Source organism: Priestia sp. BR_2 (genome assembly GCF_041954005.1).
GTDB classification, from domain to species: Bacteria; Bacillota; Bacilli; order Paenibacillales; family Paenibacillaceae; genus Paenibacillus_AQ; species Paenibacillus_AQ lautus_A.
The window spans coordinates 99,397-125,396 of the sequence record NZ_JAVFHM010000229.1; the positions used below are offsets into that span (position 1 = coordinate 99,397).

General features: G+C 51.8%; 27 protein-coding genes, 1 tRNA gene and 1 riboswitch. Of the genes, 21 read left to right on the forward strand and 7 right to left on the reverse strand.

The window, feature by feature from the left end; translation table 11 throughout:
• Nucleotides 1-17 precede the first annotated feature (17 nt).
• The 5 genes from RB298_RS18470 to RB298_RS18490 all read left to right on the forward strand — a co-directional run bounded on the left by RB298_RS18470 (nucleotide 18) and on the right by RB298_RS18490 (nucleotide 5,517).
• Complete coding sequence (locus RB298_RS18470; protein WP_096776080.1) at nucleotides 18-875, forward strand: AraC family transcriptional regulator; 858 nt, start codon at nucleotides 18-20, stop codon at nucleotides 873-875.
• A gap of 311 nt (nucleotides 876-1,186) precedes the next feature.
• Complete coding sequence (locus tag RB298_RS18475; RefSeq protein WP_486047927.1) at nucleotides 1,187-2,950, forward strand: glycerol-3-phosphate dehydrogenase/oxidase; 1,764 nt, start codon at nucleotides 1,187-1,189, stop codon at nucleotides 2,948-2,950.
• A 325-nt stretch (nucleotides 2,951-3,275) separates the two neighbouring features.
• Nucleotides 3,276-4,085: an HAD-IIA family hydrolase gene (locus RB298_RS18480; protein WP_015736729.1), complete on the forward strand. Its 810-nt coding sequence runs from the start codon at nucleotides 3,276-3,278 to the stop codon at nucleotides 4,083-4,085.
• 70 nt (nucleotides 4,086-4,155) lie between these two features.
• A complete protein-coding gene (locus RB298_RS18485) occupies nucleotides 4,156-4,761 on the forward strand; it encodes a glycerol-3-phosphate responsive antiterminator (RefSeq protein WP_009593577.1) in 606 nt (201 codons plus the stop codon).
• Nucleotides 4,762-4,803: 42 nt separating this feature from the next.
• Nucleotides 4,804-5,517 (forward strand): MgtC/SapB family protein, encoded by a 714-nt coding sequence (locus tag RB298_RS18490; protein ID WP_009593619.1) that lies wholly within the window; start codon nucleotides 4,804-4,806, stop codon nucleotides 5,515-5,517.
• 127 nt (nucleotides 5,518-5,644) lie between these two features.
• Here RB298_RS18490 and RB298_RS18495 read toward each other — a convergent pair whose 3' ends face one another.
• Nucleotides 5,645-6,328, reverse strand: a complete 684-nt coding sequence (locus RB298_RS18495; protein ID WP_096776078.1) for a lysoplasmalogenase — start codon at nucleotides 6,326-6,328, stop codon at nucleotides 5,645-5,647.
• Nucleotides 6,329-6,608: 280 nt separating this feature from the next.
• Here RB298_RS18495 and RB298_RS18500 point away from each other — a divergent pair, with 280 nt between their 5' ends.
• From RB298_RS18500 to RB298_RS18510, 3 genes are all read left to right on the forward strand, one after another.
• Nucleotides 6,609-7,589 (forward strand): copper amine oxidase N-terminal domain-containing protein, encoded by a 981-nt coding sequence (locus RB298_RS18500; RefSeq protein WP_486047930.1) that lies wholly within the window; start codon nucleotides 6,609-6,611, stop codon nucleotides 7,587-7,589.
• Between the two features lie 138 nt (nucleotides 7,590-7,727).
• Nucleotides 7,728-7,811 (forward strand) — tRNA-Leu (locus RB298_RS18505).
• Nucleotides 7,812-7,990: 179 nt separating this feature from the next.
• Complete coding sequence (locus RB298_RS18510) at nucleotides 7,991-8,716, forward strand: WD40/YVTN/BNR-like repeat-containing protein (protein ID WP_486047932.1); 726 nt, start codon at nucleotides 7,991-7,993, stop codon at nucleotides 8,714-8,716.
• 100 nt (nucleotides 8,717-8,816) lie between these two features.
• Here the strand turns inward: RB298_RS18510 and RB298_RS18515 are convergent, their stop codons facing one another.
• Both RB298_RS18515 and RB298_RS18520 read right to left on the reverse strand, forming a co-directional pair.
• The gene (locus RB298_RS18515) at nucleotides 8,817-9,008 is read right to left on the reverse strand and encodes a hypothetical protein (RefSeq protein ID WP_213579402.1); all 192 of its coding nucleotides are present in this window, start codon (nucleotides 9,006-9,008) and stop codon (nucleotides 8,817-8,819) included.
• Between the two features lie 171 nt (nucleotides 9,009-9,179).
• On the reverse strand, nucleotides 9,180-9,779 hold the full coding sequence (locus tag RB298_RS18520) for a helix-turn-helix domain-containing protein (RefSeq protein ID WP_009593788.1): 600 nt from the start codon (nucleotides 9,777-9,779) through the stop codon (nucleotides 9,180-9,182).
• A 287-nt stretch (nucleotides 9,780-10,066) separates the two neighbouring features.
• Nucleotides 10,067-10,166, forward strand: a riboswitch (purine riboswitch).
• A gap of 75 nt (nucleotides 10,167-10,241) precedes the next feature.
• Between RB298_RS18520 and RB298_RS18525 the strand changes: the two genes are divergently transcribed.
• The 5 genes from RB298_RS18525 to RB298_RS18545 all read left to right on the forward strand — a co-directional run bounded on the left by RB298_RS18525 (nucleotide 10,242) and on the right by RB298_RS18545 (nucleotide 13,745).
• A complete protein-coding gene (locus tag RB298_RS18525) occupies nucleotides 10,242-11,672 on the forward strand; it encodes an NAD(P)/FAD-dependent oxidoreductase (protein ID WP_486047934.1) in 1,431 nt (476 codons plus the stop codon).
• A 211-nt stretch (nucleotides 11,673-11,883) separates the two neighbouring features.
• Entirely contained in the window at nucleotides 11,884-12,171 is a 288-nt protein-coding gene (locus RB298_RS18530; protein WP_486047935.1) for a Dabb family protein, read from the forward strand.
• Between the two features lie 41 nt (nucleotides 12,172-12,212).
• Nucleotides 12,213-12,635, forward strand: coding sequence for a DUF86 domain-containing protein (locus RB298_RS18535; RefSeq protein ID WP_009593787.1), 423 nt, complete (start codon nucleotides 12,213-12,215; stop codon nucleotides 12,633-12,635).
• Nucleotides 12,636-12,914: 279 nt separating this feature from the next.
• On the forward strand, nucleotides 12,915-13,367 hold the full coding sequence (locus RB298_RS18540; RefSeq protein WP_096776074.1) for a DUF948 domain-containing protein: 453 nt from the start codon (nucleotides 12,915-12,917) through the stop codon (nucleotides 13,365-13,367).
• Between the two features lie 15 nt (nucleotides 13,368-13,382).
• A complete protein-coding gene (locus RB298_RS18545; RefSeq protein ID WP_375120488.1) occupies nucleotides 13,383-13,745 on the forward strand; it encodes a YtxH domain-containing protein in 363 nt (120 codons plus the stop codon).
• A gap of 129 nt (nucleotides 13,746-13,874) precedes the next feature.
• On the opposite strand, the gene RB298_RS18550 is transcribed toward RB298_RS18545, so the two are convergent.
• Nucleotides 13,875-14,972, reverse strand: coding sequence for a nitric oxide synthase oxygenase (locus tag RB298_RS18550; RefSeq protein ID WP_486047937.1), 1,098 nt, complete (start codon nucleotides 14,970-14,972; stop codon nucleotides 13,875-13,877).
• 231 nt (nucleotides 14,973-15,203) lie between these two features.
• On the opposite strand from RB298_RS18550, the gene racE reads away from it, so the two are divergent.
• The 6 genes from racE (at nucleotide 15,204) to RB298_RS18580 (ending at nucleotide 18,972) form a co-directional block, all read left to right on the forward strand.
• Nucleotides 15,204-16,010, forward strand: coding sequence for a glutamate racemase (gene racE / locus RB298_RS18555; protein WP_009593789.1), 807 nt, complete (start codon nucleotides 15,204-15,206; stop codon nucleotides 16,008-16,010).
• A gap of 237 nt (nucleotides 16,011-16,247) precedes the next feature.
• Nucleotides 16,248-17,450: a M14 family metallopeptidase gene (locus tag RB298_RS18560; RefSeq protein ID WP_096776678.1), complete on the forward strand. Its 1,203-nt coding sequence runs from the start codon at nucleotides 16,248-16,250 to the stop codon at nucleotides 17,448-17,450.
• A 194-nt stretch (nucleotides 17,451-17,644) separates the two neighbouring features.
• Complete coding sequence (locus RB298_RS18565) at nucleotides 17,645-17,920, forward strand: hypothetical protein (RefSeq protein ID WP_015736717.1); 276 nt, start codon at nucleotides 17,645-17,647, stop codon at nucleotides 17,918-17,920.
• Between the two features lie 103 nt (nucleotides 17,921-18,023).
• The gene (locus tag RB298_RS18570; RefSeq protein WP_009593786.1) at nucleotides 18,024-18,326 is read left to right on the forward strand and encodes a HesB/IscA family protein; all 303 of its coding nucleotides are present in this window, start codon (nucleotides 18,024-18,026) and stop codon (nucleotides 18,324-18,326) included.
• 30 nt (nucleotides 18,327-18,356) lie between these two features.
• Complete coding sequence (locus tag RB298_RS18575) at nucleotides 18,357-18,578, forward strand: YuzB family protein (protein ID WP_015736716.1); 222 nt, start codon at nucleotides 18,357-18,359, stop codon at nucleotides 18,576-18,578.
• A gap of 127 nt (nucleotides 18,579-18,705) precedes the next feature.
• Nucleotides 18,706-18,972, forward strand: a complete 267-nt coding sequence (locus RB298_RS18580) for a hypothetical protein (RefSeq protein ID WP_009593780.1) — start codon at nucleotides 18,706-18,708, stop codon at nucleotides 18,970-18,972.
• Nucleotides 18,973-19,295: 323 nt separating this feature from the next.
• On the opposite strand, the gene RB298_RS18585 is transcribed toward RB298_RS18580, so the two are convergent.
• Both RB298_RS18585 and RB298_RS18590 read right to left on the reverse strand, forming a co-directional pair.
• Nucleotides 19,296-21,281, reverse strand: a complete 1,986-nt coding sequence (locus tag RB298_RS18585; RefSeq protein ID WP_486047939.1) for an LTA synthase family protein — start codon at nucleotides 21,279-21,281, stop codon at nucleotides 19,296-19,298.
• Nucleotides 21,282-21,451: 170 nt separating this feature from the next.
• Nucleotides 21,452-22,600 (reverse strand): THUMP domain-containing class I SAM-dependent RNA methyltransferase, encoded by a 1,149-nt coding sequence (locus RB298_RS18590; RefSeq protein ID WP_375120484.1) that lies wholly within the window; start codon nucleotides 22,598-22,600, stop codon nucleotides 21,452-21,454.
• Nucleotides 22,601-22,760: 160 nt separating this feature from the next.
• Here RB298_RS18590 and RB298_RS18595 point away from each other — a divergent pair, with 160 nt between their 5' ends.
• On the forward strand, nucleotides 22,761-23,396 hold the full coding sequence (locus RB298_RS18595) for an O-methyltransferase (protein ID WP_486047941.1): 636 nt from the start codon (nucleotides 22,761-22,763) through the stop codon (nucleotides 23,394-23,396).
• A gap of 93 nt (nucleotides 23,397-23,489) precedes the next feature.
• Here the strand turns inward: RB298_RS18595 and RB298_RS18600 are convergent, their stop codons facing one another.
• Entirely contained in the window at nucleotides 23,490-24,701 is a 1,212-nt protein-coding gene (locus RB298_RS18600; RefSeq protein ID WP_486047943.1) for an MFS transporter, read from the reverse strand.
• Nucleotides 24,702-24,938: 237 nt separating this feature from the next.
• Here RB298_RS18600 and hemE point away from each other — a divergent pair, with 237 nt between their 5' ends.
• Entirely contained in the window at nucleotides 24,939-25,997 is a 1,059-nt protein-coding gene (gene hemE / locus RB298_RS18605; protein ID WP_015736711.1) for a uroporphyrinogen decarboxylase, read from the forward strand.
• Nucleotides 25,998-26,000 lie beyond the last annotated feature (3 nt).

Consider the following 26,000-nt stretch of genomic DNA (forward strand, 5'->3'; position numbering starts at 1 on the left):
GGAAGGAGATCAGAGCATTGGACAAAACACTGCGAGAACCGATGACGATGCCGGATCCTCAGTTTCCGATCAAGGTTCATCGTTGCGAGTTTGATGGCCGGGGACAGGTATTATTTAATCATCACTGGCATGAGCATCTTGAAATATTATATTTTGTTTCGGGGGAAGCGACGCTGGAATGCGGCTCGACCACCTTTACCGCCAAGGAAGGCGATATGATCGTCATTAACCGAAATGAACTGCATTATGGCCTCAGCCAGTCGGACCATTTGTTTTATTATGCGTTAATCGCAGATTTCTCGCTGCTGCAGAGCCATTCCCTGGATGCGCCCGAGATGAAATTCATCACGCCGATCACCCAGAACCGGCTGATCTTCGAGAACCGAATCAGCGGGGATGATGCGCTGGCGCCCATGCTATCCATTATCAAGGAGCTGGAACGGCAGGAATTCGGTTATGAGCTGGCTATCAAATCGGAGCTGTACCGATTGCTTACGCTCCTGCTTCGAGGTTATGTCGCAACGGTTCTGACGCAGGATGAATACGTCGAGCGGATGAAGAACGTCGAGCGGTTTGCGCCGATATTCAAGTATATCGAGGAGCATTACCGGGAGGATCTGTCGGTGGAGCAGTTATCCGGCATGGCCGGCCTCAGCCGTTTTCATTTCAGCCGGTTGTTCAAGGAAATCAGCGGCCGGACCGTAACGGAGTACGTGAATGAAACCAGGCTCAACCGGGCGGATTACCTGCTCCGCGAAAGCCCGCTTACGGTATCGGAAATCGCGGCTGCTACCGGATTCAACGATATTTATTATTTCAGCCGGACCTTCAAGAAATATAAGCGGATGGCTCCATCGGCTTTGCGGAAAAAGTGATCCCGAGGTTTTGCGGTTCTATCAGGTTCCATATAGACATAAATATAAAAGCGACATATAATGAGTAATCATATTGATTGCATAAAGCGGCGGAGACGACGGAGAACCCTTTTGCTTACATGCATACCGTATTTGGTATGCATTCCGAGCAGAAGCGGTTCTTTTTTTTAGATTATGAATGTAAAAGTTTTCAGCGAAGCTGAACCCATTCGATAATCGCAAGAAAAACGTCCACTAAATGCGGTCTGTCTTCTGTGAAGGTACGTCGATAGATGTTTTTCTTATTATATGTTGAGAGAGGAGAATGTCAGGTGGACACAAGCTTATCCGCCAAGATGCGGACCCGTTATTTACAGGACATGTCGGCAAAAAAGCTGGATGTGCTGGTGATTGGCGGCGGTATCACGGGGGCGGGCATTGCTTGGGACGCCAGCTGCAGAGGGATGAGCGTGGGCTTGGTGGAGATGAATGATTTTGCTTCGGGAACGAGCGGCAGATCAACGAAGCTGATCCACGGGGGACTCCGGTATTTGAAGCAAGGGGAAATCGGCCTGGTACGGGAGGTGGGCTCCGAACGGGCGCTGCTTCACCGCAGCGCTCCGCATCTGGTGGAGCCGATCCCCATGCTGCTCCCTATTTATAAAAAAGGCACCTATGGTTATTTTGCCAGCTGCGTCGGGTTGTATCTGTATGACTGGCTGGCGGGTGTCAAACGCAGCGAACGGCGGAAGATGTTTCGGAGGGAGAGCACCCTGGCCCTTGAACCGCTCTTTCGGAAGGAGGGATTGAAAGGTTCCGGTTATTATTACGAATACCGCACCGATGATGCTCGTTTGACGGTCGAAGTGGTAAAGTCTGCAAGGGCTAAGGGAGCGCACATCGCGAATTACGCCAAGGTTCGTGAATTCATTTATCGAGGAGGAAAAGTAGCAGGAGCACAGGTGGAAGACCAATTGAGCGGGGAGACCTATGCGATATACGCCAAAAAAATCATAAACGCCGCTGGTCCATGGGTGGATCAGGTCAGGCTGAAGGATCATTCGCTCAAGGGCAAGCAGCTGCTCTTAACAAAGGGCGTTCACCTGGTGGTGGATCATGCCAAGCTTCCCGTACGACAGGCCGCTTATTTTGATGTGCCGGGCGGGCGTATGATTTTTGCCATTCCGCGGGAGGGCAAGACGTATATCGGAACGACTGATACCGTCTATAAAGGGTCGATTGAGACGCCCGGCATTACCGAGGAAGACCGGCGCTATCTCATCGATGCGGTCAATCATGCGTTTCCGGAAGCAGGGCTGAAGCCAAGCGATATCGAATCCGGATGGGCGGGACTGCGGCCGCTCGTTCGAGAGGAAGGAAAAGGTCCTTCGGAGATATCACGAAAAGATGAGTTGTTTATATCCGATTCCGGTTTGATCACGATTGCAGGCGGAAAGCTGACCGGATTCCGGAGAATGGCCGAAAAGGTCGTTAACCTTGCTGCCAGACAGCTTCAGGACGCCGATGGCACTATCTATCCTCCTTGTACTACGGATCGGGTTCCGATAAACGGAGGAGACTTGAACGGACTCACCTATATGGAAGCTCAGGAGAAGCTTATTAAACAGGGCGAATCCCTCGGCATCAGGCACGATGACGTGAGGAGCCTTATGACCAGGTACGGTACCGATACCCTTGAACTGTTTAAACGGATCAAGGCTGCTTCCGACAAAACAGAAGCTGTCGGATTTAGATTGCTGCGTGCCGAAATCGAGTATTCCATCGAATGCGAAATGACGATGAGTGCCGTGGATTTTCTGTTAAGAAGAACAGGCTGGATGTTATTCGACCGGCCCAAAACCGAGCGAGTCATTGCTTCGGTCATGAGCTTGATGGGAGAATACTTAGAGTGGGATCATGAGGAAGTCGACAGGCAATGGGAGCTGCTGCAGGACCAATTGCAGGCGGCATGGGGAGTAGCGGAAGGCAGCAGAATGGAGCTGACTGCAGCTCCGACGGATCGGGAACACGTCAATGATGCGGTCTCCAAAGAAGAAGCCGGGCATCCATCGGCCGTGTCGGCGATAAACCGATAAGGTTTATCATCATGATGATCTTGTCAAATGTAAAATGTGGATGTAGTATAACCATATAAAGTTATAGAGCGGGCAGAGATGATGAGAAGCCCTTTGCATAACGAGAATCTTTCATTTGTCATGAATGAAGGTTTCTTCCATGCAAAGCGCTTCTCATTTTTTTGTATCCGCAAGGGACCGCCGGTCCAGGGACTAAAGGACATGGCGCTGTCATATGTATACCTTACGGACAAGGGCTGGAGATATAACAGAGATATTTGACCGGACCTGTCCCATGACGTTTGCAGGCGAAATTACAGATTGAACATGCAGAGGAGAACGAAGTATGGATCATTTTGCAGGGTATATTTTTGATTTGGACGGTACGATTTATCTTGGGGCCGAGGCCATCGACGGTGCGGTGGAGACCATTCATTACTTGCAGGGATTGGATAAGAGGCTGTTGTTTTTGACCAACAAAACGATAGACTCTAGGGAGAATTATTTGAAGAAATTAGCGAAGCTTGGCATTCAGGTTGAATTGAATCATATTCTGAATCCCGCGCTTGTTACGATTCATTATCTTCAGAAGCATCATCCGGACGCAAAAGTGTACGTCATTGGCGAGGATATATTGAAGGATGAGCTGCTGGACAATGGGATACGATTCGCCTCATCCCCGGAGGAAACCGACGTCGTGGTCGTATCGTGGGATCGGGATTTTCACTATCGTCATCTGGATTTTGCTTATCAGGCGATCAAGGGGGGCGCTGAGGTTATTGCTACCCACCCGGATCGAACATGTCCGATGCCTGGCGGCGATGTTCCGGATTGCGGCGGCATGATTGGTGCCATCGAAGGCACTGCCGGCATTACCATTACGACGGTCATGGGCAAACCCTCCGTCTTGACGGCATTGACGGCTCTTGATATTTTGGGAGTGAAGGCCGAGGATTGCCTGATGTCGGGGGATCGGCTGGAGACGGATATCAAGATGGGCAATCAGGCGGGAATGAGCACGGCTTTGGTGCTGACCGGGGTGTCGACCAAGGAGGATCTGATGGACAGCAGCGTGAAGCCCACCTATGTGCTGAATTCGGTTCACGATATTTATCTCAGCGGTACTGCCTTGCAGCAGGCAAACGAAGCGCAATGACGAGTATCTACAAAAATATGCCGGGGCAACGGGAGAATTGGAGAGGTTGCGGCGGCAACGAGGTGAAGACATGAAAACCAGTGTTGAAGGTGCACAACGAATTTCGTATTGCTTGAAGCGTAAACCCATTATTACTTCATTAATGAATGCGGATGAACTTCCTGCCGTGTTAGCGACCGAATCGAACATCGTATTTATTCTCAAGACCGATATTTTTATCATTGAATCGATCGTCGAGGAGATTCGCGAGGCAGGCAAGCTTTCGTTTGTGCATTTTGATCTGATTGAAGGGATCGGCAAAGATAAGACGGGAGTTAAGTACTTGGCTGAGAAGGTTGGCATCGACGGGATTGTCACGACAAAAAACACGGCGATTGTGGAAGCAAAGAAGCTGGGCTTGTTAACGGTTCAGCGTCTGTTCGTATTTGACTCCGTCTCCCTGGACAACGGGATCAAGATGATTAAGGCCTCCAATCCCGATGCCATTGAAGTGCTCCCGGGCATGGTGTGCCAGCGGATTATGGAACGTATTCGCGCAGAGGTGGACGTGCCTGTCATTGCTGGGGGGCTCATGATCGATTTGGAGGATTTTGATACGGCTCTAAAGAGCGGTGTAATCGGCATATCCACCTCCAGCAAAGAGTTATGGCGCTGGCAGGATGAACATATGGCATAACGAAGAGCCGCCTTACATGATGAAGATGGGTGGAGATTAGGAATGGATGTGTTTCAACTGGATACGGAGACCATGCTGATGCGGCTGCTGTTCGCTGCATTGCTCGGCGGTTTGATCGGTTGGGAGCGGGAACGCCGGAATAAGCAGGCCGGGTTAAAAACCCATCTCTTGGTGGCCGTCGGATCGACGCTGATTATGCTGACTTCCATCTACGGGTTTGATTCTGCACTGATCAATCATCCCAATGCGAGGTTTGATCCTGCCCGGCTGGCGGCACAAGTTGTAAGCGGTATCGGTTTTCTTGGTGCCGGAGCCATATTGCGGCGTTCCAATCATATCATTTCAGGTCTGACCACGGCCGCCACTTTATGGGTGGCAGCGGCTATCGGTTTAAGCGTGGGCTCCGGTTTTTACTGGCCTGCGATCATCACGACAGCGATCGTTCTGGTCAGCACGCTGGTGCTGAATAAATTGGAATCGAGGTTTCTCTTTATCAAAAAGTCCGGCAGCTTAAAGATTATCATCGAGGCGGGTGACCGTCCGGTACATGTGAGCACGATTACGGAATTGCTGCAAAAGGCCAATATGACGGTGGAAGGCATGATCGTGAACAATGACACGACGGAAGACGATTCGACCAAGGTCACAATGGAATTCCGGGTATACTCGTTCAACAGCAAGGGAATTAACGGATTGTTCGAGCAGTTGTGGCAGGTAGAGGGGATTAAGCAGGTTCGCATGAACTGGCGTGATTGAGGACTCGGCGTTGCTTCGTTGCTTGATAGGGGAGTTATGGACCGACATATCATGGAACATGAAGCGGTGAAATGTCCTGTAAAAGCTGAGCCCGGGGGGGAACCCGGACTCGGCTTTTTTTGGTTTTCTAACGGATGGCGGAAGCATTGAGCGACGAGTCGCCCCTGCTCCGCGCTTTCGTCCGGTTAAAAGCCGAGATGCTTTTGGCTATCAGAAACTGGGCTGCATAATACGTGGTCATGATCCATACGTTCGAATAAAGGATATCGGAAACAAACATGTTCCAGGACAGGATCGAGTCCGAGATGACAAAGAGCAGACTTCCAAGCATGGCTAACCGGTTTCCGGTCATGACGGAGGTCCAGAGCATGGTCGAAATGACCGCAATATAAGCGATGACGGGAAATATCAAAGCCTGCTCCCCATTTGAGTTGAGAGAGGTCACCAATTGAATGCCCATCCAGACGGAATAGGCCGCAATCGGAACGATGCTGAGGAGGCGGGGAAGCGAATATCGCCATTGTCCCAGAAAGCCGGCCGTATAGAACAGGTGACCGATCAGAAAAAAGGTAAGGCCGACGACAAACCAGATCAGCGTACCGTCACCGATCATGCAGAAGAACAGTCCCGATAACAGAAGATAGTGAACTTTCGTGGCACGGGGCGGGAATTGCCGATATGCAAACAGGATGATGAGCCACATGGGGATGAGCTTGAACAGCAGTTTGACGAGCATGGGCTCGGAAGGAATGAAGAAAATGTAAAGCAGACTCATGATCAGGATGAATAATGGCAGCAGATATCGTTTCAATAAGAATCCCCCCGGTAGAAATATAATCTCATGCTTAGACAAGTTCTTCCTCAGCGACTCAATTCCTCTTTCCTGATCCTTGACTGTATAAAAGGTATGTTGAGTAAATATAAATGGGGGGTTAGGCATAGCGAACCTGGGGCGTGAGGGGAGTGCATATCCAGTGGCTGCACGGAGTAATCGGCAATTGCTTTATGGATGGGTCTATGGGTTATAGACATTTTATAATGGAAATGGAAAAAGAGATAGTGAACTGAGCAGAAGGAGGGGATAGTTTGTGATGAAGAAACGTCAAGGAGTGAAAAAGCTGCTGGCCGGTATGATGGCGGCAGCGATAGGGATCGCCGGTTTCCTGTTTGGAGGAGAAGAAGTTTGGGCTTCGGGCACATCTTCAGACAAACCTATTGAAATTAGGGTGAATGGCGGCAAATTGCTGCTGGATTCGCCTGCTTTTATTCATCAAGGGAGGGTGATGGTGCCATTCCGCGGCATTTCTGAAGCTATGGGTGCCGAGGTGCGTTGGAATCAAGCCGATCGGACGGCGATCGTGAGCAATGGCAAACATACGACGAGTTATACCGTTGGGCATACCCGTGCCGTGAAGGACGGCAAGGTCGTGACCCTGGATGCTCCGCCTCTTCTCAGGGAGGGACGGGTTTACATCCCGCTCCGTTTCTCGGCTGAAGGGCTTGGAGGCAAGGTATCCTGGGATAACAAGGCTAAAGAAGCTATGATTTATCCGCTGCTCACGCCGAAAGAAGCAGAAGCCGCCCTGTCCAAAATCAGTGCTGAAGCGATCGCATTTTTGAAAAACAAGGATTTTGAGAAGCTGGCCGAACTCGCTCATCCAGACGGAATCACCTTCTCTCCGTATGCTTACGTCGACCGGCAGAAGGACGTAACGCTCAGCAAGCAGCAGCTGCGGCAGGGATTGAACAACGACGCCGTTTACCGATGGGGTGAGTTTGACGGCAGCGGAGAACCGATTTCGATGACTCTTGATGGCTATTACAAGAAATTCATTTATTCGCTGGACTTTGCGAAGGCGCCGTGGATCGGATATAACCAATCGAAGAGCGAAGGAAATACGGTGAACAATGCCAGCAGCCAGTACAGTGAGGCCGGCATCGTGGAGTATTATTATGATGGAGTTGATCCTGATTATGCGGGCATGGACTGGGAAAGCCTGCGGCTAGTGTTTGAGCGGTATGAGGATCGTTGGGTATTGTCCGGCATCATACATGATCAATGGACGATCTGAGACTGGCCTGATTAGTCGAAACCATGATGAAATGATGGTTTCGACATTTTTTTTTTTTGAAAAAATGCTTGCTTTTTAGCTTGGGGCGTAATATACTCTTAATTACGGTGATCAACACGATCACGACTTACATAATATGCGGTCGTGGCGGAATTGGCAGACGCGCACGGTTCAGGTCCGTGTGGGCTTACCCCCGTGGAGGTTCGAGTCCTCTCGACCGCATCTATGAAGCAAAGCTGTTTTTCAAGTGGAATTCGACTTGAAAAACAGCTTTTTTCGTTCCTCTTCATGTGGAAATCGCGTTATACTGAATAGGAGTACCGTTCCGTATGAGGGTGATGGAATGGGACGAATAGCGTAAATAGCCGTTTTGGTATTTAGAACATAAGGGGTGTGATCGCATGATAAAACCTCGAAACAGGATGGGCTTTATGCTGATGATGTTGATCGCAGTCAGCGTAGCTGTCGGATGTCAGCCATCGGATAAAGGGAATGGGGCCGGGTCTTTGCCGACTGAGGCATTGGGAAACTCCCTCAAGGGAGATATTCCTGAGACAACGCCGCCTTCCGGCACGGATAAAACCTCAGGCCATACGGATGGCAGCGCAGGAAACGGTTCCGCAGCAGACACGCAAGAAGATCCAGCGGCCGAACCCGATGTGGATTTATCGGATGTGACGGCAGTCCGGCTCGTTAATCATAACTCAGGCTGGATCGGCGGAGAAGGCTGGATTGCTTTTAGTGATGACGGAGGCACCGAATGGGAGGTTCAAGCTCAACTGAAGGGCACAGTACGCCAAATCTTTGCGCTGAACGGAAAGCAGGCCTGGACCGTGATGGAGAATAACGATCTGTACCGTACAACGGATGGCGGAGAAACATGGAACCGGATAGGAAGCACGCCGAATGCCGGCTTTCTCCATTTTATCTCGCCCGAAACGGGATTCAGCGGTCAAGCCAAAACCGAGGACGGAGGCAAGACCTGGAGCATTCAGGATATGCCGGATACGACCACCCGAGGCCATGACCAAAGAGCCGCCATTGACGGAGTCGTTCAACATTTCACAAACGATGGCGTTAAGCCTGGGAAATGGTACGTTATAAACGAGACGAAGACCCATAACTAATCATAACAAAGCAGACCGGAACATTACCGGCCTGCTTTTTTTGAGCTTATGCCTGAACGTTCAGCAAGAATCAGGCAGAACGACGAGCCTCACATGGTTTTTAAGGGAGTTCTTTGAATATTCTTCGGGAGCCTGCCCAAAGACCGGCTGCAATACCGAAAAAACCGAAGAGGGAAACCAGGATCATCAGATTGTAGGAGTGCCATCCGAGCAGGAATCCGATGCCGCTTCCCATGGTCGTTCCAGCCAGCAATCCCAGTGAAGCGCCAATTTCCTTCTGACGCAGCTTCATTGGTCAGTCACCTCATTCCTGGATGCTTTCGTACGCCCGATGTTACTTGTATTCCCTGAAAACCTCGAACTATGCCATGACACAAAATAAGCCCGGCTTGGCCGAATGGAGTCCGGCAAGCAGAGCATTTGTGTGAGATCATAAGTATGGTTATTGGTTTAACGGCTAGTTTTATCGGGACTCTTGCTTCAGTGCGCAATCTGCGAATAACACAGACTTAGGGATTCGAAAGAACTGTTCCGCTTTCTCCTGAAATGCTGCTGAAGGTACGGTGCCTTGGTGCAGCCATTTGCGGAACGTGCCGGGATGCACGCCGATCCAGCGGCTGACATCGCTCACCGACAAATCATGAACCATGCACAGGCCTGTCAGAATCCGATTGCTGACCGGAGAGCGTGTCAGGGTGCGTTTCATGAATCGGGAAGGCGCTGGCTGACAGATCAAGGGCGACTTGTCCAGCAATTCTTCTCTGAAGAGAATGTGGCGGGGATAACCCAAGTAGTCGCAGGCTTTCTCCAGGTTGTTTTTTCCGGGAACGCGTCCCTCATATACCCAGGCGCTGACGCTACGGGAGGATACTCCCAGTTCCTCGGCCAATTGCGACAATTTGATATCGTTGGCCATAAGTACGGCTAGCAGGACGCGGTTACGAATTTGGCAGCGGGTCGGCCGACGAAAGCGCTTGACTCGCACGCCTTTCCCCAAATATTTACGGTTGATCAGGGACCACGCCTCAATGGAGTGTTTTTCTTGCTGCAGTTGTGTAGGCATAATTCCTCCGATTTTTTTAACACAATACTACAATATTCGACACTAGCTTTTCAATAGCCAATCACTAAACATTTGTTTCCATTTCGTTGTTACATGATTTATGGAGCCGGTGCGGTGGTTCGATAGACCTACAATGTGTATTTGGTCTTGTTGGAACATTGTTCGTATTTATATAAAAATTAACGATCATTCCCCTGTATAAATCGAAATTTATCGCAAAAGACGAACAATTTCAAATATTCGTATTGACTCATTCGTAATTCCGTTTTATATTAACTATGGTTGTTGAAGAGAAAAATAGGCTTATTCGTATATCCCTGAAAATAAGGTTCAGGGGTTTCTACAAGGGACCTTAAATTCCTGACTACGAATAGGGTGCGCAAGCATACCTATTCGGAGCAGGATTTTTTTGTGCCTGAAATCGGTGTGCGCAAACGACAGTCAAACACACAGGGGGATATGATGAGCAAATATGATGTTATCGTTGTTGGTGCCGGTCCTGCGGGAATTTTTGCATGTTATGAGCTGACATTGAAATCACCGGGCAGCAGGGTGCTGCTGGTTGACAAGGGACATGATATTTACCGGAGAAGCTGTCCGATTCTGGAGGAGAAGATTAAGCTGTGTCCTCCGGCGGTAGGCCGGAAGGAATTCGCCGGTTGCCTGCCGGCCTGCTCGATTACGGCCGGATTTGGTGGAGCCGGGGCATACAGTGACGGCAAATTCAACATAACCACAGAGTTTGGCGGCTGGATGACCGATTATTTGCCCGGATCCAAAGTCATGGAGCTCATTCAATATGTGGACGCCATCAACCTGGAGCATGGGGCGACGCCTGCCATTACAGATCCGACGATCCATGCGATCCGCGATATTGAACAGCGAGGATACGCAGCAGGCCTTAAGCTGCTTCGTGCACAGGTAAGGCATCTTGGAACCGAGCAGAATTTGGAAATCCTGAAGTCGATTTATGAATATTTAAAGACAAGGATTGATATGGCATTCCGGGCGGAGGTCGAGGACATCGTCACCGTCAAGGAGGACGGCACCCACCGCGTCACCGGCATCGCGATGAAGGGCGGAGAGGTCCATGAGGCGAATCTGGTGATGGTTGCCCCCGGCCGCGACGGGTCTGCCTGGTTGACCGGCATTCTTAAAAAACGCAGATTGAAAATGCATAATAACCAAGTGGATGTCGGCGTGCGCGTCGAAACCTCGGATGTGGTCATGCGTGAAATCAACGAGCATTTGTATGAAGGCAAATTCATCTTCAACACTTCGGTCGGGACCCGCGTGCGGACATTCTGCAGTAATCCTTCCGGCCATGTCGTGGTGGAAAACCACAGCGGCGTCATGGCCGCCAACGGCCATTCCTACAAGGATCCGGCGTTGGGCTCGGCCAATACGAACTTTGCGCTGCTGGTATCCCATAAGTTTACGGAGCCGTTTGATAAGCCTAACGAATACGCGCGCGAAATATGCAAGCGGGCGAATGATCTGTCCAGCGGCGGGGTCATCGTGCAGAAATTCGGCGACGTGCTTCGCGGCCGGAGATCCACCGAGGGCAGAATCCGCGAAGGGTTTCTTGAGCCGACGCTGAAGGAAGCCGTTCCAGGCGATCTTGGCTTGGTGCTGCCTTACAACACGATGAAAAGTCTGATCGAGATGGTTGAAGCGCTTGATCAAGTCACGCCGGGGATCGCGTCGGAGCACACGTTGTTCTATGGCGTCGAGGCCAAGTTTTACTCCGCAAGGCCGAAGCTGTCGGATTCCTTCGAGACGGAGATCAAGGGGCTGTATTGCGGCGGGGATGGCGCCGGAATTACCCGAGGGCTTGCTCAGGCAGGAGCCGCCGGGGTCTGGATTGCCCGGAACATGCTGAACCATATTTAGCGCATAAATCCAAATGACCGGCTTTTTTAATAGGATGTTCATTCAGGAGCACGTTCTGGCGCCGTCCAGTCGATGCTCCTGTTTGGTTATAACTGGAGAGCCTTGTATGTTCCTCATGTACGTGGGAGCGATTTCTTTTTCCGGTCGAACGGGGTATGATAGATACGAGAGTTTTAGTTTTACATATATGCTAGAGATGGAGGAACGGACGATGATTAAACATATTGTTTTTTTTAAATTGAAGGATCCAACCGCAGAGAATATTGAGAAAACCGTGCAGGTGCTGCGTGACATGGACGGGAAAATTCCGATGCTGAAATCCCTTGAAGCGGGTGCCGATGTGATCCGCTCCGAGCGCTCTTATGATTTGGCTTTGATCGTTGAAGTGGACAATCTTGAAGATTTGCAGGCTTATGCCGTTCACCCCGTACACCAGGAAGTGATCCAATACATCAATACGGTGAAAGATCATACGCTTAGCGTTGATTTTGAAGTGTAGGCGTAGATAGACTTACAACAACAGGCTGGAGGAGATTTGCGGTGTATTATGTGAATCAAGAGCAAATTGAACGGCGGCTGAACGCAATTCCGGACATTGCGGAAGGTTTGCGGGCCGCGGCGCAATCTTGGGACGGAGGCCTGGTGCTGGGCCTGGTTCAGGAGCGTGCGCTTCATCTGGCGATCGAGGTCGTCACGGATGTGGGCAGCTACCTGATCGACGGATTTATTATGCGGGATGCCAGCAGTTACGAAGATATCATGGATATCAATCATGAGGAAAAGGTGTTTCCGCAAGAGGTTCATAAGGTTCTGATGGAGCTGGTTCGTTTACGTAAGCCGCTCGTACAGGACTACTATGATTGGGACCGGCAGGCGTTGCATTCTTTAACGCCCGTACTTCCCGATGTGCTGGAGCAGTTTGCGGGAAACGTTCGCGAATATTTAAAGAACGAACTGTACTGATGGCTGCTTAGCTTAGCTTGAATGATTTCTCCCATGCCCGCATGGGCTCTCTCATCTATATGACTCATGGAAGAACAGACCTTCAGGGAATCCTCTGAACGGTCTGTTTTTTGTTGAATTCGTACCGTTGCCGGCATGTTCCTTGAGCGGACGGGAATATTCGTTGTTCTCTGGCCGAAATAAAAAGATCGCCGATGTTGTGTCAAGACAAGCCCAACCTGCTTATAATGCATCAAGCGACTAGGCATTCGCCCGGTCGGACGAAAGGAGGAGTTCCCGATGACAGAATGGAGTGCGCTGGCCGCTGCCGCCGGCATCGTGCTGATCGCGGTTGCCGCGGTGGTCATGATGCTGTCGATTAGAAAGCTGATGCGGCGGGCTGAGACCATGCTGGGCCGGCTTGAAGAAGACAGCGCCCGATTGGCACAGGAGGCTTCGCAAGTGCTTGAGCAGGCTTCCGTCTCTTTGGAGATGATACAGCGTCAGCTGGCAGCCGGCGAAGCTTTTGCCGCTTCCATGTCCAGTGCAGCGACAGCCTTAGCCAAGACGGCCGATGCGGTTCATGCTGTTGGGAAAAAAGCTTCCATAACGGCCATTGAGCATCTGGAACGTGCTCGCCTCGATAATGAACGGCAGATCGGGGAGATGTTCCGTTGGGTGGATGCCGGGATGACGCTCTGGCATTCCTGGAACAAATATGCCTCCAAGTCCGGCGAAGGGCAAGCCAAATAGAAGGAGAGATGGGATATGAAAGAGAAGAGCAAAGGACTCCTCTGGGGAGTATTGATCGGCAGTGTTGCAGGTTCTATTACCGCACTTCTTCTGGCTCCGAAATCCGGCAAAGAGCTTCGGGATGACATTGCTGACGGCGCACGCGGAATCGGTGCTAAGGTGCAGGAGGCAGCGGAGAAGGTAGGAGAGCAGGGAGTTAATCTGATCGGCATCATGACGGATCGTGCCGAGCATGTCATCTCCGACATTCAGTCCTGGCGGAACCGGCAGGAGAGCTGGCTGGCAGAAGAGGAAATCGCACAGGTGTCCTCGTTTGATGAGGATTTTGAAGAAGAGGCGTATGTGCCCTCTGTTTCGGAAGAGAAGATCAACGATTAAAACCAGGATCATCAGTCTTCAGCACATCGATTACGGGAATAAGGATCACGCCAAAATACATGAAAAGCCGGGGCGGCGCCAAACGCCCCGGCTTTGCTGCGTTTAGGTGTTTAGCATGGTCAGGCGGGATTATTGTCCCTTGTTCCTATAATGGAAATTCGGCGAATGCATGTCATTATGATAGGATGCATGAAAAATATGCGTGGTGGCCGGCGAAACCGGAGGAATCAGCCAGCTCCAGTCTCCGGTAAGCTCGCGCCCGGCCTGCGCTTCACGCCGTTCGAACAGACCGAACTGGGCTGCAGCCGAGTGATGGTCCACGATGCTGACGCCCGCCTTTTTGTAGGAATAGAGCACGGCCACATTGAGTTCGACCAGGGCACGATCCCTCCACAAGGTGGCTTCGCTTGAAGTCTCCAGTCCCATCAGCTTGGCGATGAGCGGAAGCTTGTTGTAACGGGCCTCATCTGCGAGGTTGCGGGCACCGATTTCGGTTCCCATATACCATCCGTTGAACGGAGCGGCCGTATACGTAACGCCCCCGATCTCAAGCAGCATGTCCGAGATGAGAGGCACCCCGTACCATTTTAACCCTTCCTCTTTAAGCTCCGGAAGATCAGGATGCTCCAGGCAGACCTCCAGCACGGAGGATTTCGGTATCGGCAGCCACTCGGGCGGCTCATTCCCCTGCTGCACCACCAGCGGCAGCACATCATGGGCGGTCAAGTCACCCTGCCAACCCATCTCCATGCATTCCTTCGTGAAGGCGATCGAAGCCGGGTCGCCAATCGTGCCGTCCGGCGTTTCGTAACCCGCATACCGAATCAATTGATGGTTTTTGATCATTAGGGGAGCTTCCCCGGGACGCGCAGCTCTGAAAATGGTAATCGTAGGTATGATCTTTCCGCCATGGGTGGCACTCTCGATATGGTGGAGAAGCGCCGAAAAGATGTCGGAGGTCTTCGTTAAGTGTCTGGCATCAATGACCTTCAGGCGATCCCAAAACAGTCTCCCGATACAGCGGTTGCTGTTTCGCCAGGCCATTTTGGCCCCGTGCGTCAGTTCCTCTATCGTATGTTCATATGTACCTGTCCGCTCGATCTGTGAGCGGATGTCGCGGATCCGGGACTGCACTTCTTCCCCGGTCCGGTTTAACTCTGCATAACAGAGCCCGATAAACTGCTCCGCAGCCTGAAAAAGGCCCGTGCGATGTATGCTGTCATTCACGTGAGATTCTCCTTTTCTATACGCGCGCTTACTATAGTATAAACTACCTAAGCTCCACATCTGGAGCAAGAGTCCTACAATTGCTTGAACATCGTATCCAAGGTTTTTCACAACGGCGCCCTTGTTGAAGATAGGGGGGAATTGGGGTAAGATTTAAGGTACATTTCGATCCGAAATGACATATGGTATCACTGTAAACCATGAATTTGACAAGAAGGAAGCGGTGGGTTCGTGCAGCAAGCAATCGCAATACTAGACTCGGGTGTGGGCGGGCTGACTGTCGCCAAAGAAGTGATGAGACAGCTCCCGAGAGAGAAGATTATTTATTTCGGAGATACAGCTCGCGCACCCTACGGACCCCGTACACCGGAAGAAGTCCGTTTATTTACGGAGCAAATCGTAGATTATTTAATTCAATATGATCCCAAAATGATCGTTATCGCCTGTAATACGGCAACGGCGGCGGCGCTTGATTATATTTCGTCCAAAGTGCCCGTGCCGGTCATCGGTGTCATTCATCCAGGGGCACGAGCCGCCATAAGCGCTACGAAGACCGGACACGTCGGCGTGATCGGTACGGTCGGAACCATTGGCAGCGGAGCGTATACAGCGGCTCTGAAACAGCTGTCACCATATATCGGGGTAGAGAGTCAAGCCTGCCCCGAATTGGTACCGCTCGTCGAACACGGATTGTTCCGGTCCAAGGATTCCCTGCAGGTGGTGGAGCGATCGCTACGAGGCATCAAGGATACCTCCATTGATTGCCTGATCCTGGGTTGTACCCACTATCCGTTTCTCATGAATACGATTCAAACCGTCATGGGGCCGAATGTGAAGCTGATCAGCTCCGCCGATGAAACGGCACGCGAAGTCAGCACGATTCTGTACGATAAAGGCCAACTCGCGAGCAGCATGGAAGGGCCGGTGCATCAATTTTTCTGTACAGGAGATCCGGAAATTTTTCAGAGCATTGCAACCGAATGGCTTGGTGAGCATATCAAGCGGACGCCGGTGGTATGGCAGATTACGAAGCTATAATTCACGGTTCATACTTTAAAGCTTATTAGAATGATTGCGAATACGAGTATGCGAGGCAGGCAGGACAAGGGATGGGGCCCTTTCCTGCCTTTCTTTGGTTTCACGATCGCCTTCATACGATAGGAAGGGGCTTGGCGCCGTTTCGATCGGCTGCATCACTCATGTCGGACAAGCGGCTGCTCATATACATGGATTGGACGCTAATTGAAGCGGCTTAGCCGCGGAAAGGAATCCATTATGCAGCAATATGTCGTACAGAAAGGCGATACACTAAGACGCGTGGCTGCCAGATATGGTCTGGCGTATGAACAGCTGATTACGGCAAATCCATGGGCCGCCCAGCAGCCGTATCTCCAGCAGGGACAAATGCTCTATCTTCCTGCATCGCTGCGCCGGCGGTATGTCATTCAGGAGCATGATACGTTTGATCGTATTGCCAGTGCGTTCCGGTTTCGCAAGGAAGCCTTGGAAGAATTGAATCCCGGTTTATCGGCTAATCAGCTGCCCCAGGGAAAAACGATCGTTCTGCCGGGCCCAACGCATAAGCATTTGATACGGTTAACCGGCGAATATGGGCCGGGGGATCTGGAGCGCGATATCCAAGAGATGCAGCTGCTTTACCCTGCCATCGAGTGGAGCGTCATCGGACGGAGCGTGCTCGGCAAACCCATATATGCGGCCAAAATCGGCAAAGGCTCGAAGAACCTTCACATGAATGCATCGCTGCATGCCAATGAATGGATCACCACTCCTTGTCTGATGCGATTCATGGAGGAGTACGGCAGGGCGTTGGTCCAAGATTCAACGGTTTATCATCAGGAACCGACGGCCTGGTACCAGGACTATACGCTGTGGGTTGTCCCGATGGCAAACCCGGACGGGGTAGAACTCGTACAAGAAGGAATCACACCTTCTCATCCCTATTATGAACGTCTGCTGGAATGGAATGGCGGTCGCGAGGACTTTCGCCGCTGGAAGGCGAATATCAACGGCGTGGATTTGGGGGACCAATTCCCGGCGCATTGGAACGAGGAAGTTGCTCGCAGGGGCAAAACGCGTCCTTCTCCGCAGGATTATGCGGGGGCTAAGCCGCTGAGCGAGCCGGAAGCCGAGACCGTCTATCAGCATACCCTGTCGATCTCTCCAGAACGAGCCGTTTCCCTTCACAGCCAAGGCAGGGAAATTTATTGGAATTACAGGGACTACGAACCTCCGGAAAGCGAGAACATGGCCAGAATAATGGGTCAGGCGGGCGGTTACAGGCCGGTGAAGCTTCAGGGGAGCGATGCGGGCTACAAGGATTGGTTCATTCAGCATTTCAGGAGACCGGGCTTTACGGTGGAGATCGGTTATGGGATTAATCCGCTGCCGCTCGAGGATTTCGAGGACCTGTGCGTCGAGGTGGGATCGATCCTGTCGGCGTTCATGTCTTTGGAATAACCTGATAATGAAACGAGAAGCATTCCTAAACGTATACAAAGATAGAAGAATCGGCCGCTGCTTGTCATGGATCAAGGCAGTGGCCTCTTTTCGCCCTCTGATTGATTGCGGGCCGCATAGGAATGGCCGGGATTTCTTAGAGATTCAGGAATTGGGTAATATATATTCATGCAATTGGAATGGAGGTATGCACCATGAAGTGGAGAAGATTATGGTCGCTTCGGCGCTGGTCGCACGTATTCCAGCGGATATTCGGGTACTTGGCCTCTTCCCGGGTTGCTTTAGGGGACAAGCTGTTATTCCTGGTTCCGGTTGCGCTGTACTGGGTACTGCCGGATTTCATGCCTTTCCTGCCGATCGATGATATCGGAGTCACGATGCTGCTGATGAACTGGTTCGTATCCCGCGTCGAACGGAAATATCCGGGTTTGCTCGGTGAGAACCAAGGCACGGTCAAGCGCGCAAGGTAAGCGGCCTTCGGGCAGCGGCAATACGGATAGAACCCTTGCGAAAAAGTCGGCAGGGGTCTACAATAACATATTGAATGAAACATCCGTGAGGAGATGAATATACGTGAAATGTAAAATTACCCGCAATGCGGCCAAAGTGATAAAGCGAGAGCTGGACAAGGAAGAAAACAAGGACAAAAAACTTCGCGTGCTGGTTACCCATGCGCATGGCGATCATGCCCACTATGGACTGGATCTGGACACACCTAAGGAAAGCGATGTCGTCGTATCGACGGATAAAGAGATCGACGTCATTTTGGAGGCTGGACAACCTTTTCTGGACGGCGTCAAAATCGACTATCTTTATTTTCCCGAGGAAGGCTTTGTCATTACGAATCCATCCCAAGGGAATCACGGCGACCACTAGGATACTTCAGAACAAAGAAGGTAATGAATAATGGCTAATGATATTCGCGTCTGCGAGAAATGCAGGCATACGAAATTGAAGACAATCATCCCGAAGATTCAGAAAATGGTGCCGGATGCCGACATTAAGATCGGCTGTAAATCCTATTGCGGTCCTTGCGGCAAACGCGCATTCATTTATATCAACGGCCGGTATGTCAGCGCACCTACAGAGGATGAGGTGCTGGCAAAGGCGCTGCCGTTTGTGAAGTAACCAACGGGCTGTTCGGGCCCCCAATCGAAGATTCATGGATTTCCCATTTCTACGGGTATAGTTCCTGGCTCAGCCATCCATGCTAAGAGGGCAACAGGAACAACGACTTTAGAAGGGAGCATCCGTCATGAACAGTCACGATTCCAGTCTTCACTCCAACAGTCCAAGCAACAGCGCGTTAGATTCCGTGGAGAAACTGCACCGTGCCGTATCCTCGGCCATGTCCCATCCGACGGAACAGTTAATTCAGCAAGCGGAGAATTCGTTATCCCATACAGAGCAAGCGGTCGCTCAGGTGATCGAGCAGGGGAACCGAAACGCCGTGGAATTGGCGGAAGAGTTGTTAGGTGAAGAGAAGGAACGCCTGTCCAAGCTTCGTTCGGCTAAAAAGTAAATCATCCTGTGCAAGCCCGTTCCAGAGCTTTCAAGCTTTGAACGGGCTTTTTGGCCAACTTATATGAAGCTGGGGCGGCCATCCTAGAAGAAGCTCAGGTGATATGTGTGAAACGTTTGCCAAAGATGGGGAAACCGACTCGAGTCAGTGTCCTATTGGGCAGGGTGGAAGAAGCATGCGGCAAGAATAAGGGTCTTCTTGTAAGGGGACATGGTCTTATCGAAAATCGCATTAAACAACAGGCTGATCATCATGATCAGCCTGTTTTTTTGGTTAAGCGGGGCGCCTGGGTCTTGGGTTGAACCTAAATCGAAGCTGTTCTGTTACTCCATTTCACCCTTGCCCTGTGCTTTAAATAACTTCAGCAGATCGTACGTGATGACTTGGTCCGAGATTTGCAGCTGCTTTCGGGTTTCGTCGTACCCGTCACGGCAGGCCTGAATGTCGGTTGGCTGACGCGTTGTCAGATCATAACAGGTTCCACCTTCCAGCCCGGCCGTTTCAGAAGGCAGGTAGAACACCTTCTCTTCGGAAAAAGCGCCGCTGCGCAGCGGAATCAGACGCGGCTTATCATCAAACAGATGGCCCCCGATCCAGTAATACGGCGCTTCCGATACGCCGAGAAGATGAAGGATGCTCGGCGTCACGTTCATCATGCCGGCGGCCTCGGGATATATTCCGGCATTCCCGCCGTCAGGCAGGCGAATGAGCAGGGGGACCTGGTTCATGATCTGTTCCATGTCGAGTGCGTTCAGATCCCGTCCAAGAAACTTCTCATAGTCCGATATTTCCTTGATCGAATTATCGTGATCGCCATAGATGAGCAGTATGGTATTATCCCACAGCCCTTGCTGCTTCATCTGCTCCTCGAACTGGCCGAAGGCTTCGTCCACATAATGGATCGACTGCAGATAATCCCCGAACATCGTGCCTTCAAACTCTCCAGTATCCAGCTTGCGGGCATCCTTCGGGACATAATACGGATGATGGCTCGTTAACGTAATCAGGAAGGAATAGAAGGGCTGCTCGATGCCTTTCATACGATCCAGCGATTGCGCGAAGAATGCTTTGTCGCTCAGCGACCATCCGAGCACATCGTTCATTTCATAATCCTTCTTGCTGTAAAAACGGTCATAGTTCATTTCCCGATACATCGTCGTCCGGTTCCAGAAGCTGCTGTCATAGGCATGGAACACGTTTGCTGCATAACCCTGCTCCTTCAGAATCTCCGGAAGAGTATCGTACTCGCGGTCGGCATATCGCGTAAACACGGAACCCGTGGGCAGGGGAAGCAGGGAGCTGTGCGTGACAAAGTCCGCATCGGACGTTCGTCCTTGCCCGGTTTGATGGTAGAAATTGCTGAAATACATGCTGTCCTTCATCAAACGGTTGAAGTTGGGGGTAATTTCCTGCCCCCCAATCGACTGGCCAATGACAAAATTCATGAAGGCCTCCGTCTGGATCATGATGACGTTGCTGCCTTTATACTTGCCGAACAAAGCCCCGGTTCCGGATGCTTTACCATGCTTGGCATCAAACCATGCCTTGACCTGGTTAACCTCTTCATCTGCCAGCTTCGGCTGGCCGATGAGATGATCCCGGCCGTAACGGTACAGATCATATCCGTGAAAACCGATAAGTCCCGTCACGTTATATAGCGTAATATTCCACCAATTGCCTTCAAAGAGGCCGACAGCCCAAGTATCGGACGCTTTCTTGATGGGAACGAAAGTCATCACCATGCCAAGGATGAAGACGAGCGTACCAGCTGCCAACCGGCCAAACACCCGTTTCCGCCGATGCCGCTGAAATTCACCCGGGAACCCGTACGTTTCGGAGGTCGATGTTCGTTTGCGGAACACCATCACGGCCGTAAACGGGACGATGGCAACCCAATCGATAAAAAAGAACAGGTCGGCGCCGTGTATAAGGGAACGGATGCTGTCTCCGAGCGAGCCGACTTGCCCGGCCTGCATGAGCACCGGCACCGTTATGAAATCATCGAAGTACCGGTAATAGATTAAATCGGCGTACAGGATCCCCGTCCATACCAGATTCAGTAGGGTTAATGAAGCAAGCCGGCCTCTTGCCGGGAGCCATAAGGTCCAGAAGGAGATCAGCAGGAGCGAGCCGACGGCGATCACATAGTCGGCCCGGTCCAGCTTCATGTTGGCAATATGAAGCTGATGATCCAGCATGATCAGCTTGTACATCATGAGGATAAGGAATAACAGATAGGCGGTGTACCGGTAATGCAGTCCTTTGGAGACCCGGCTGCGGATATCGATCCATGACGGCGATGAGAGCACGAGGGTATCCTCCTTTATCTAAAACTATAACATTCTCGAAACGTTGTCTGATTTCTATGCAAGAACGTAGATAGACGCTTTTCTAATTATAGCTTGGCCCGGCATGAATTCAAACGGCGATGCAGACAAAAAAGCCGCCCGAAGGCGGCGGTTCAAGCGGCGTCATGACGTTATTCCGCCGATTTGTTACGCGGTGGCAAGGGCCCCAGATATTGATAATACTGGCACTCGATCCGGCCGTTGAACAGCTTGCGGCGCTTGTCCGCCTTGCGGCCGAAGTAATGCTCGAATTGCTTGGTCGGGCTGATCGCGAAGAAGGACCAGGTCGGAAGCGAATGCATGACGGAGCCGAATTGGCGGATCAAACGTTCAACTTCCTCTTTCTCGCTTAACCGTTCGCCGTAAGGCGGATTAGTGATAATACAGCCGAATTCGCCATCAGGGATGGCTTTGGCCGCTGGAAGGACCTTGAAGTCGATTTCGCCGGCAAGGCCCGCGCTTTTGGCAGCGGCTTTGGCTACTTCGATGGCTTTCGGGTCGATATCGCTTCCTGCGATATGGAGCGGAATATCGTCCTTCACCGCATCAAACGCCTCCTCGCGCGCATCCTCCCACAGGCTGTCTCCGATGATATCCCAGTGCTCGGACGGGAACGACCGGCGCAGGCCAGGCGCAATGTTCCAGGCCATCATGGCGGCTTCAATCAGGATCGTGCCCGAACCGCAGCACGGGTCATACAGCGGGCGATGCGGGCCCCAGCGGCTTAACTGAAGCAGGGCGGAAGCCATCGTTTCTTTCAGCGGAGCTTCCGTCACCAGCTTGCGGTAACCTCGTTTATGCAGGGCGGGCCCTGTCGTATCCAGCGTCAGGATGGCTCGATCCTTCAAGAGAGATACCTCGACTACATAACGGGGACCGTCCTCGGGGAACCATTCCGTGCGGTGCGAGAGCTTCAGCTTCTCCACGATAGCTTTTTTCACGATGCCCTGACAGGCGGGAACGCTGCTAAGCTGCGATTTATGGGAACGTCCTTCCACGGGGAATTCGCCATCCGCCGGAATCCATTCCTCCCACGGCAGCGCTTTGGTTCCTTCAAAGAGCTCGTCGAAGGTCAGGGCCGTAAATTCCCCCATCTTGACGAGGATTCGGTCCGACGTCCGGAGCCATAGATTGCAGCGGCAAATATCGATCAGGTCACCCGAAAAGGTAACTCTTCCATTCTCTACTTCCATGTCGGCATACCCGAGCTCTTTCAACTCGCGGGCAACGACGGCTTCCAGCCCCATCGGGGCCGTCGCGATCAATTGTAATCGAGGCATTAACGATGTCAACTCCATTTAACATGTGTACGGCGAGAGTCGCCGCCGGTTCAATCTATATAGTATAGGCGATTGCATTGACTAAGACAATTATCATATGATAGTTCTCGTTAGGTTTAACGGAGTCAAGGCATGTTATGAGAAAAAGGAGGCAGCTTCATTGCTTACGACCCCTGATGATTATGTTAACCAATTATACCCTGAAGATGAAGAGCTTCGGCTTGTAATAGAAGCCATCCGCGAGCACGGGATGCCGGAGGTTTCGGTGGCACCGGCATACGGCCGGCTGCTGACCATGCTGGTACAGGCTGCCGGCGCAAGGAATATTCTCGAAATCGGCGCCCTTGGCGGCTATAGCGGCATCTGTCTGTGTCGCGGACTTGCAGCCGACGGCAAGCTCACGTCCTTAGAGCTGAAGGAAGAATACGCGGCACTCGCAGGACGTCATCTGGAGAAGGCCGGATTCAAGGATCAGGTGGAGTACCGCATCGGTCCGGCGGCGGATAGCCTGGAGGTTTTGAAGCAGGAAGGGCGGACATTCGATTTTTTCTTTATTGATGCGGATAAGGAGAACTATCCTCTGTACTTGGAATATGCCATGGAGCTTGCCAATCCCGGTGCCCTCATTGCCGGAGACAATTGCTTTTTGCGGGGCCGGACGCTGAACTCGGAGAAGAACGGTCCTTCGGTTCAGGCCGTCCGCCGCTTTAATGAAATCATCGCGACGGACGAGAGGCTGATCAGCACGCTGCTGCCCGCCTATGACGGGCTGATCCTTGCGCGCGTGAAGGGATGAAACAGATAACACAAAGGGGCTGTCCTCGGGTCGGTTAGACCACGGGACAGCCCCTTTTTGGATAAGACGGTTGCTGTTATTCTGCTGGCAGGCTCAACGGTATTTGGGCGAAGGCTTATGCGAGAACAGTTTCCGTCTCACCCATAACATATTGATGATCAGCAGGCAGCCGGATGTAACGAACAATCCTTCGATTCCGATGAATCCGGATAAGAATCCGCCGATTACCGCGCCCAGCATGTTGCCAAGCGCAAGCGAGCTTGTGTTGAAGCCGAAGGAGCGGCTTTCCATGCCGTCCGGCGTGTAGGAGCGAATCAGCGCGTTGACGCTTGGCAGCAGCCCGCCCATGAACACGCCCATCATGAACCGCACGATGATCAGCTGCCACACGGATTGCACGAAGGCTTGCGGGATCAACGTAAGTCCCGTACCGATCAAGGCGTACGTCAGTATGCGGTGCGCGCCGACCTTGTCGCTGAGCTTGCCGAGTATCGGGGAGGCGATCATGTTCGACAGCCCCGTGACCGCCACGACGAATCCGGCCCATATCGCGATATCCACCGCGGATCCATGAAGCTTCTGAACATACAGCGGGAGCAGCGCCATAGGGCTGATCATCGCGAATTGAAGCAGGAACGTGACGGCGAATAACGCCGGCAGCTGCGGAATGTGGCTCAGCTCCTTGAGCCCGGCGATAACCGATGGCTGCGGCGCCTTGGCCGCCCGCTCGCGGTTGAAGTTTTCCTTGACGAGGAACAAGGCGAGCAGCGAGGCCGTAAAGATTAACCCGCCTGTAATATAGAAAATCGGCCGGAAGCCGACCCAGCTGGCCATGAGTCCGCCGATCAACGGACCGAGTATGGTGCCGGCGACTTGTCCGGATTGCATGATGCCCATCGCAAACCCCATCCGATTCTTGGGCGTCGTGCCCGATACGAGCGATATCGCCGCAGGGTTAAATCCCGATATGGTACCGTTCAGCAGCCGAAGAGCCAGCAGATGCCACGGATGGGTGGCAAAGCCCATGCATGCGATGACAAGCGCCATGCCGAAGCCGGAGCGCAGCAGCATGATTTTGCGTCCGTACTTATCGGCGACTTTTCCCCAGATCGGCTGAAAAATAAACGAGGTCAGGAAGTTGGCCGCAAAGATCAATCCGGCCCATACTCCTATCTCCCGGTCTCCTACGACATTCAGGTCCTGCGCCAAATACAATGTCAGGAACGGGGTGATCATGGTCATCCCGGAGTTGACCAAGAACTGCCCGAACCAAAGCACAATGAGATTGATTTTCCAATTGGTCAATGTGCCTTTCACTTCCTTTCTAAGCTGTCGGGTCCGGCGCGAACCGGACGTATGTGGAATTACCCTAAAAAAGCCGTTCTTCCAGTATAACATATTTAAAAAGTGCCAAATGCTAACAATGTCATAAGATTGTCATGCGATTTTCATAGGATGTCCATGTAAGACGGTTGTTACTTACTTTTAAAAAGGGCATAATGTTCTTTAGGAAACTTTATACACATTGATGGGGGCCTAATCATGACCTATAACGATCAATTCATCCGCGCTTGCCGCAAGCAGGAAGTGGACCACGTTCCTGTATGGTACATGCGACAAGCGGGACGCTACGACCCGGAGTATCGAAAGATTAAAGAAAAGTACTCCCTGCTGGAAATATGCAGTCAACCCGAGCTGGCGGCAGAAGTGACCCTGATGCCGGTACGGAAGCTCGGCGTGGACGCGGCTATTTTATATTCCGATATCATGAATCCCGTTGCCTCGATCGGGGTAGACTTCGATATTGTGAAAAATATCGGTCCCGTGATCGACAATCCGATCCGATCCGCAGCGGATGTAGAGAAGCTTCGCCCGATCGACGTGGAAGGTGATCTCGGCCATGTTTTGGAGACGATCCGCATTCTGGACAAGGAGCTCGACGTTCCGCTCATTACGTTTGCCGGTGCTCCGTTCACGATTGCCAGTTATCTCATCGAAGGCAGACCTTCCAAAAATTATCTTCGCACGAAAGAGCTTATGTACAGCGAGCCGAAGGTATGGTTTTCGCTGATGGACAAGCTCGGCGACATGGTGATCGCTTATTTGCGCGCCCACGTGGCAAACGGCGGGAAAGCGTTTCAATTGTTCGACAGCTGGGTTGGAGCTTTGTCTCCAAAGGATTTCCAAACGTTTGTCCTTCCAACCATTCAGCGTATCTTTGCCGAGCTTCAGGACCTAAGCGTTCCGAAGATCTATTTCCCGGGGGTAAGCTCAGGAGAACTGCTGCCTACGCTTACGGATCTCAGCACGGATGTCATCGGTCTCGACTGGCGAGTGTCCATTACGGAAGGACGCCGCCGTTTGGAGCATAAATATGCCGTTCAGGGCAATTTGGATCCGACGGTTCTGACCGGGCCGATGCCGGTCATTCAGCAGTATGCCAAAGAAATTATCGATCAGGGGATTCAGGAGCCGGGCTTTGTGTTTAATCTAGGACACGGTTTATTCCCGGAGGCTTCCCTGGAGAAGCTGCGTGAGCTGACCTCGTATATTCACGAATACTCCGCTCAAGCATTGCAGGCAGGAGCACAACGCTCTTAAACG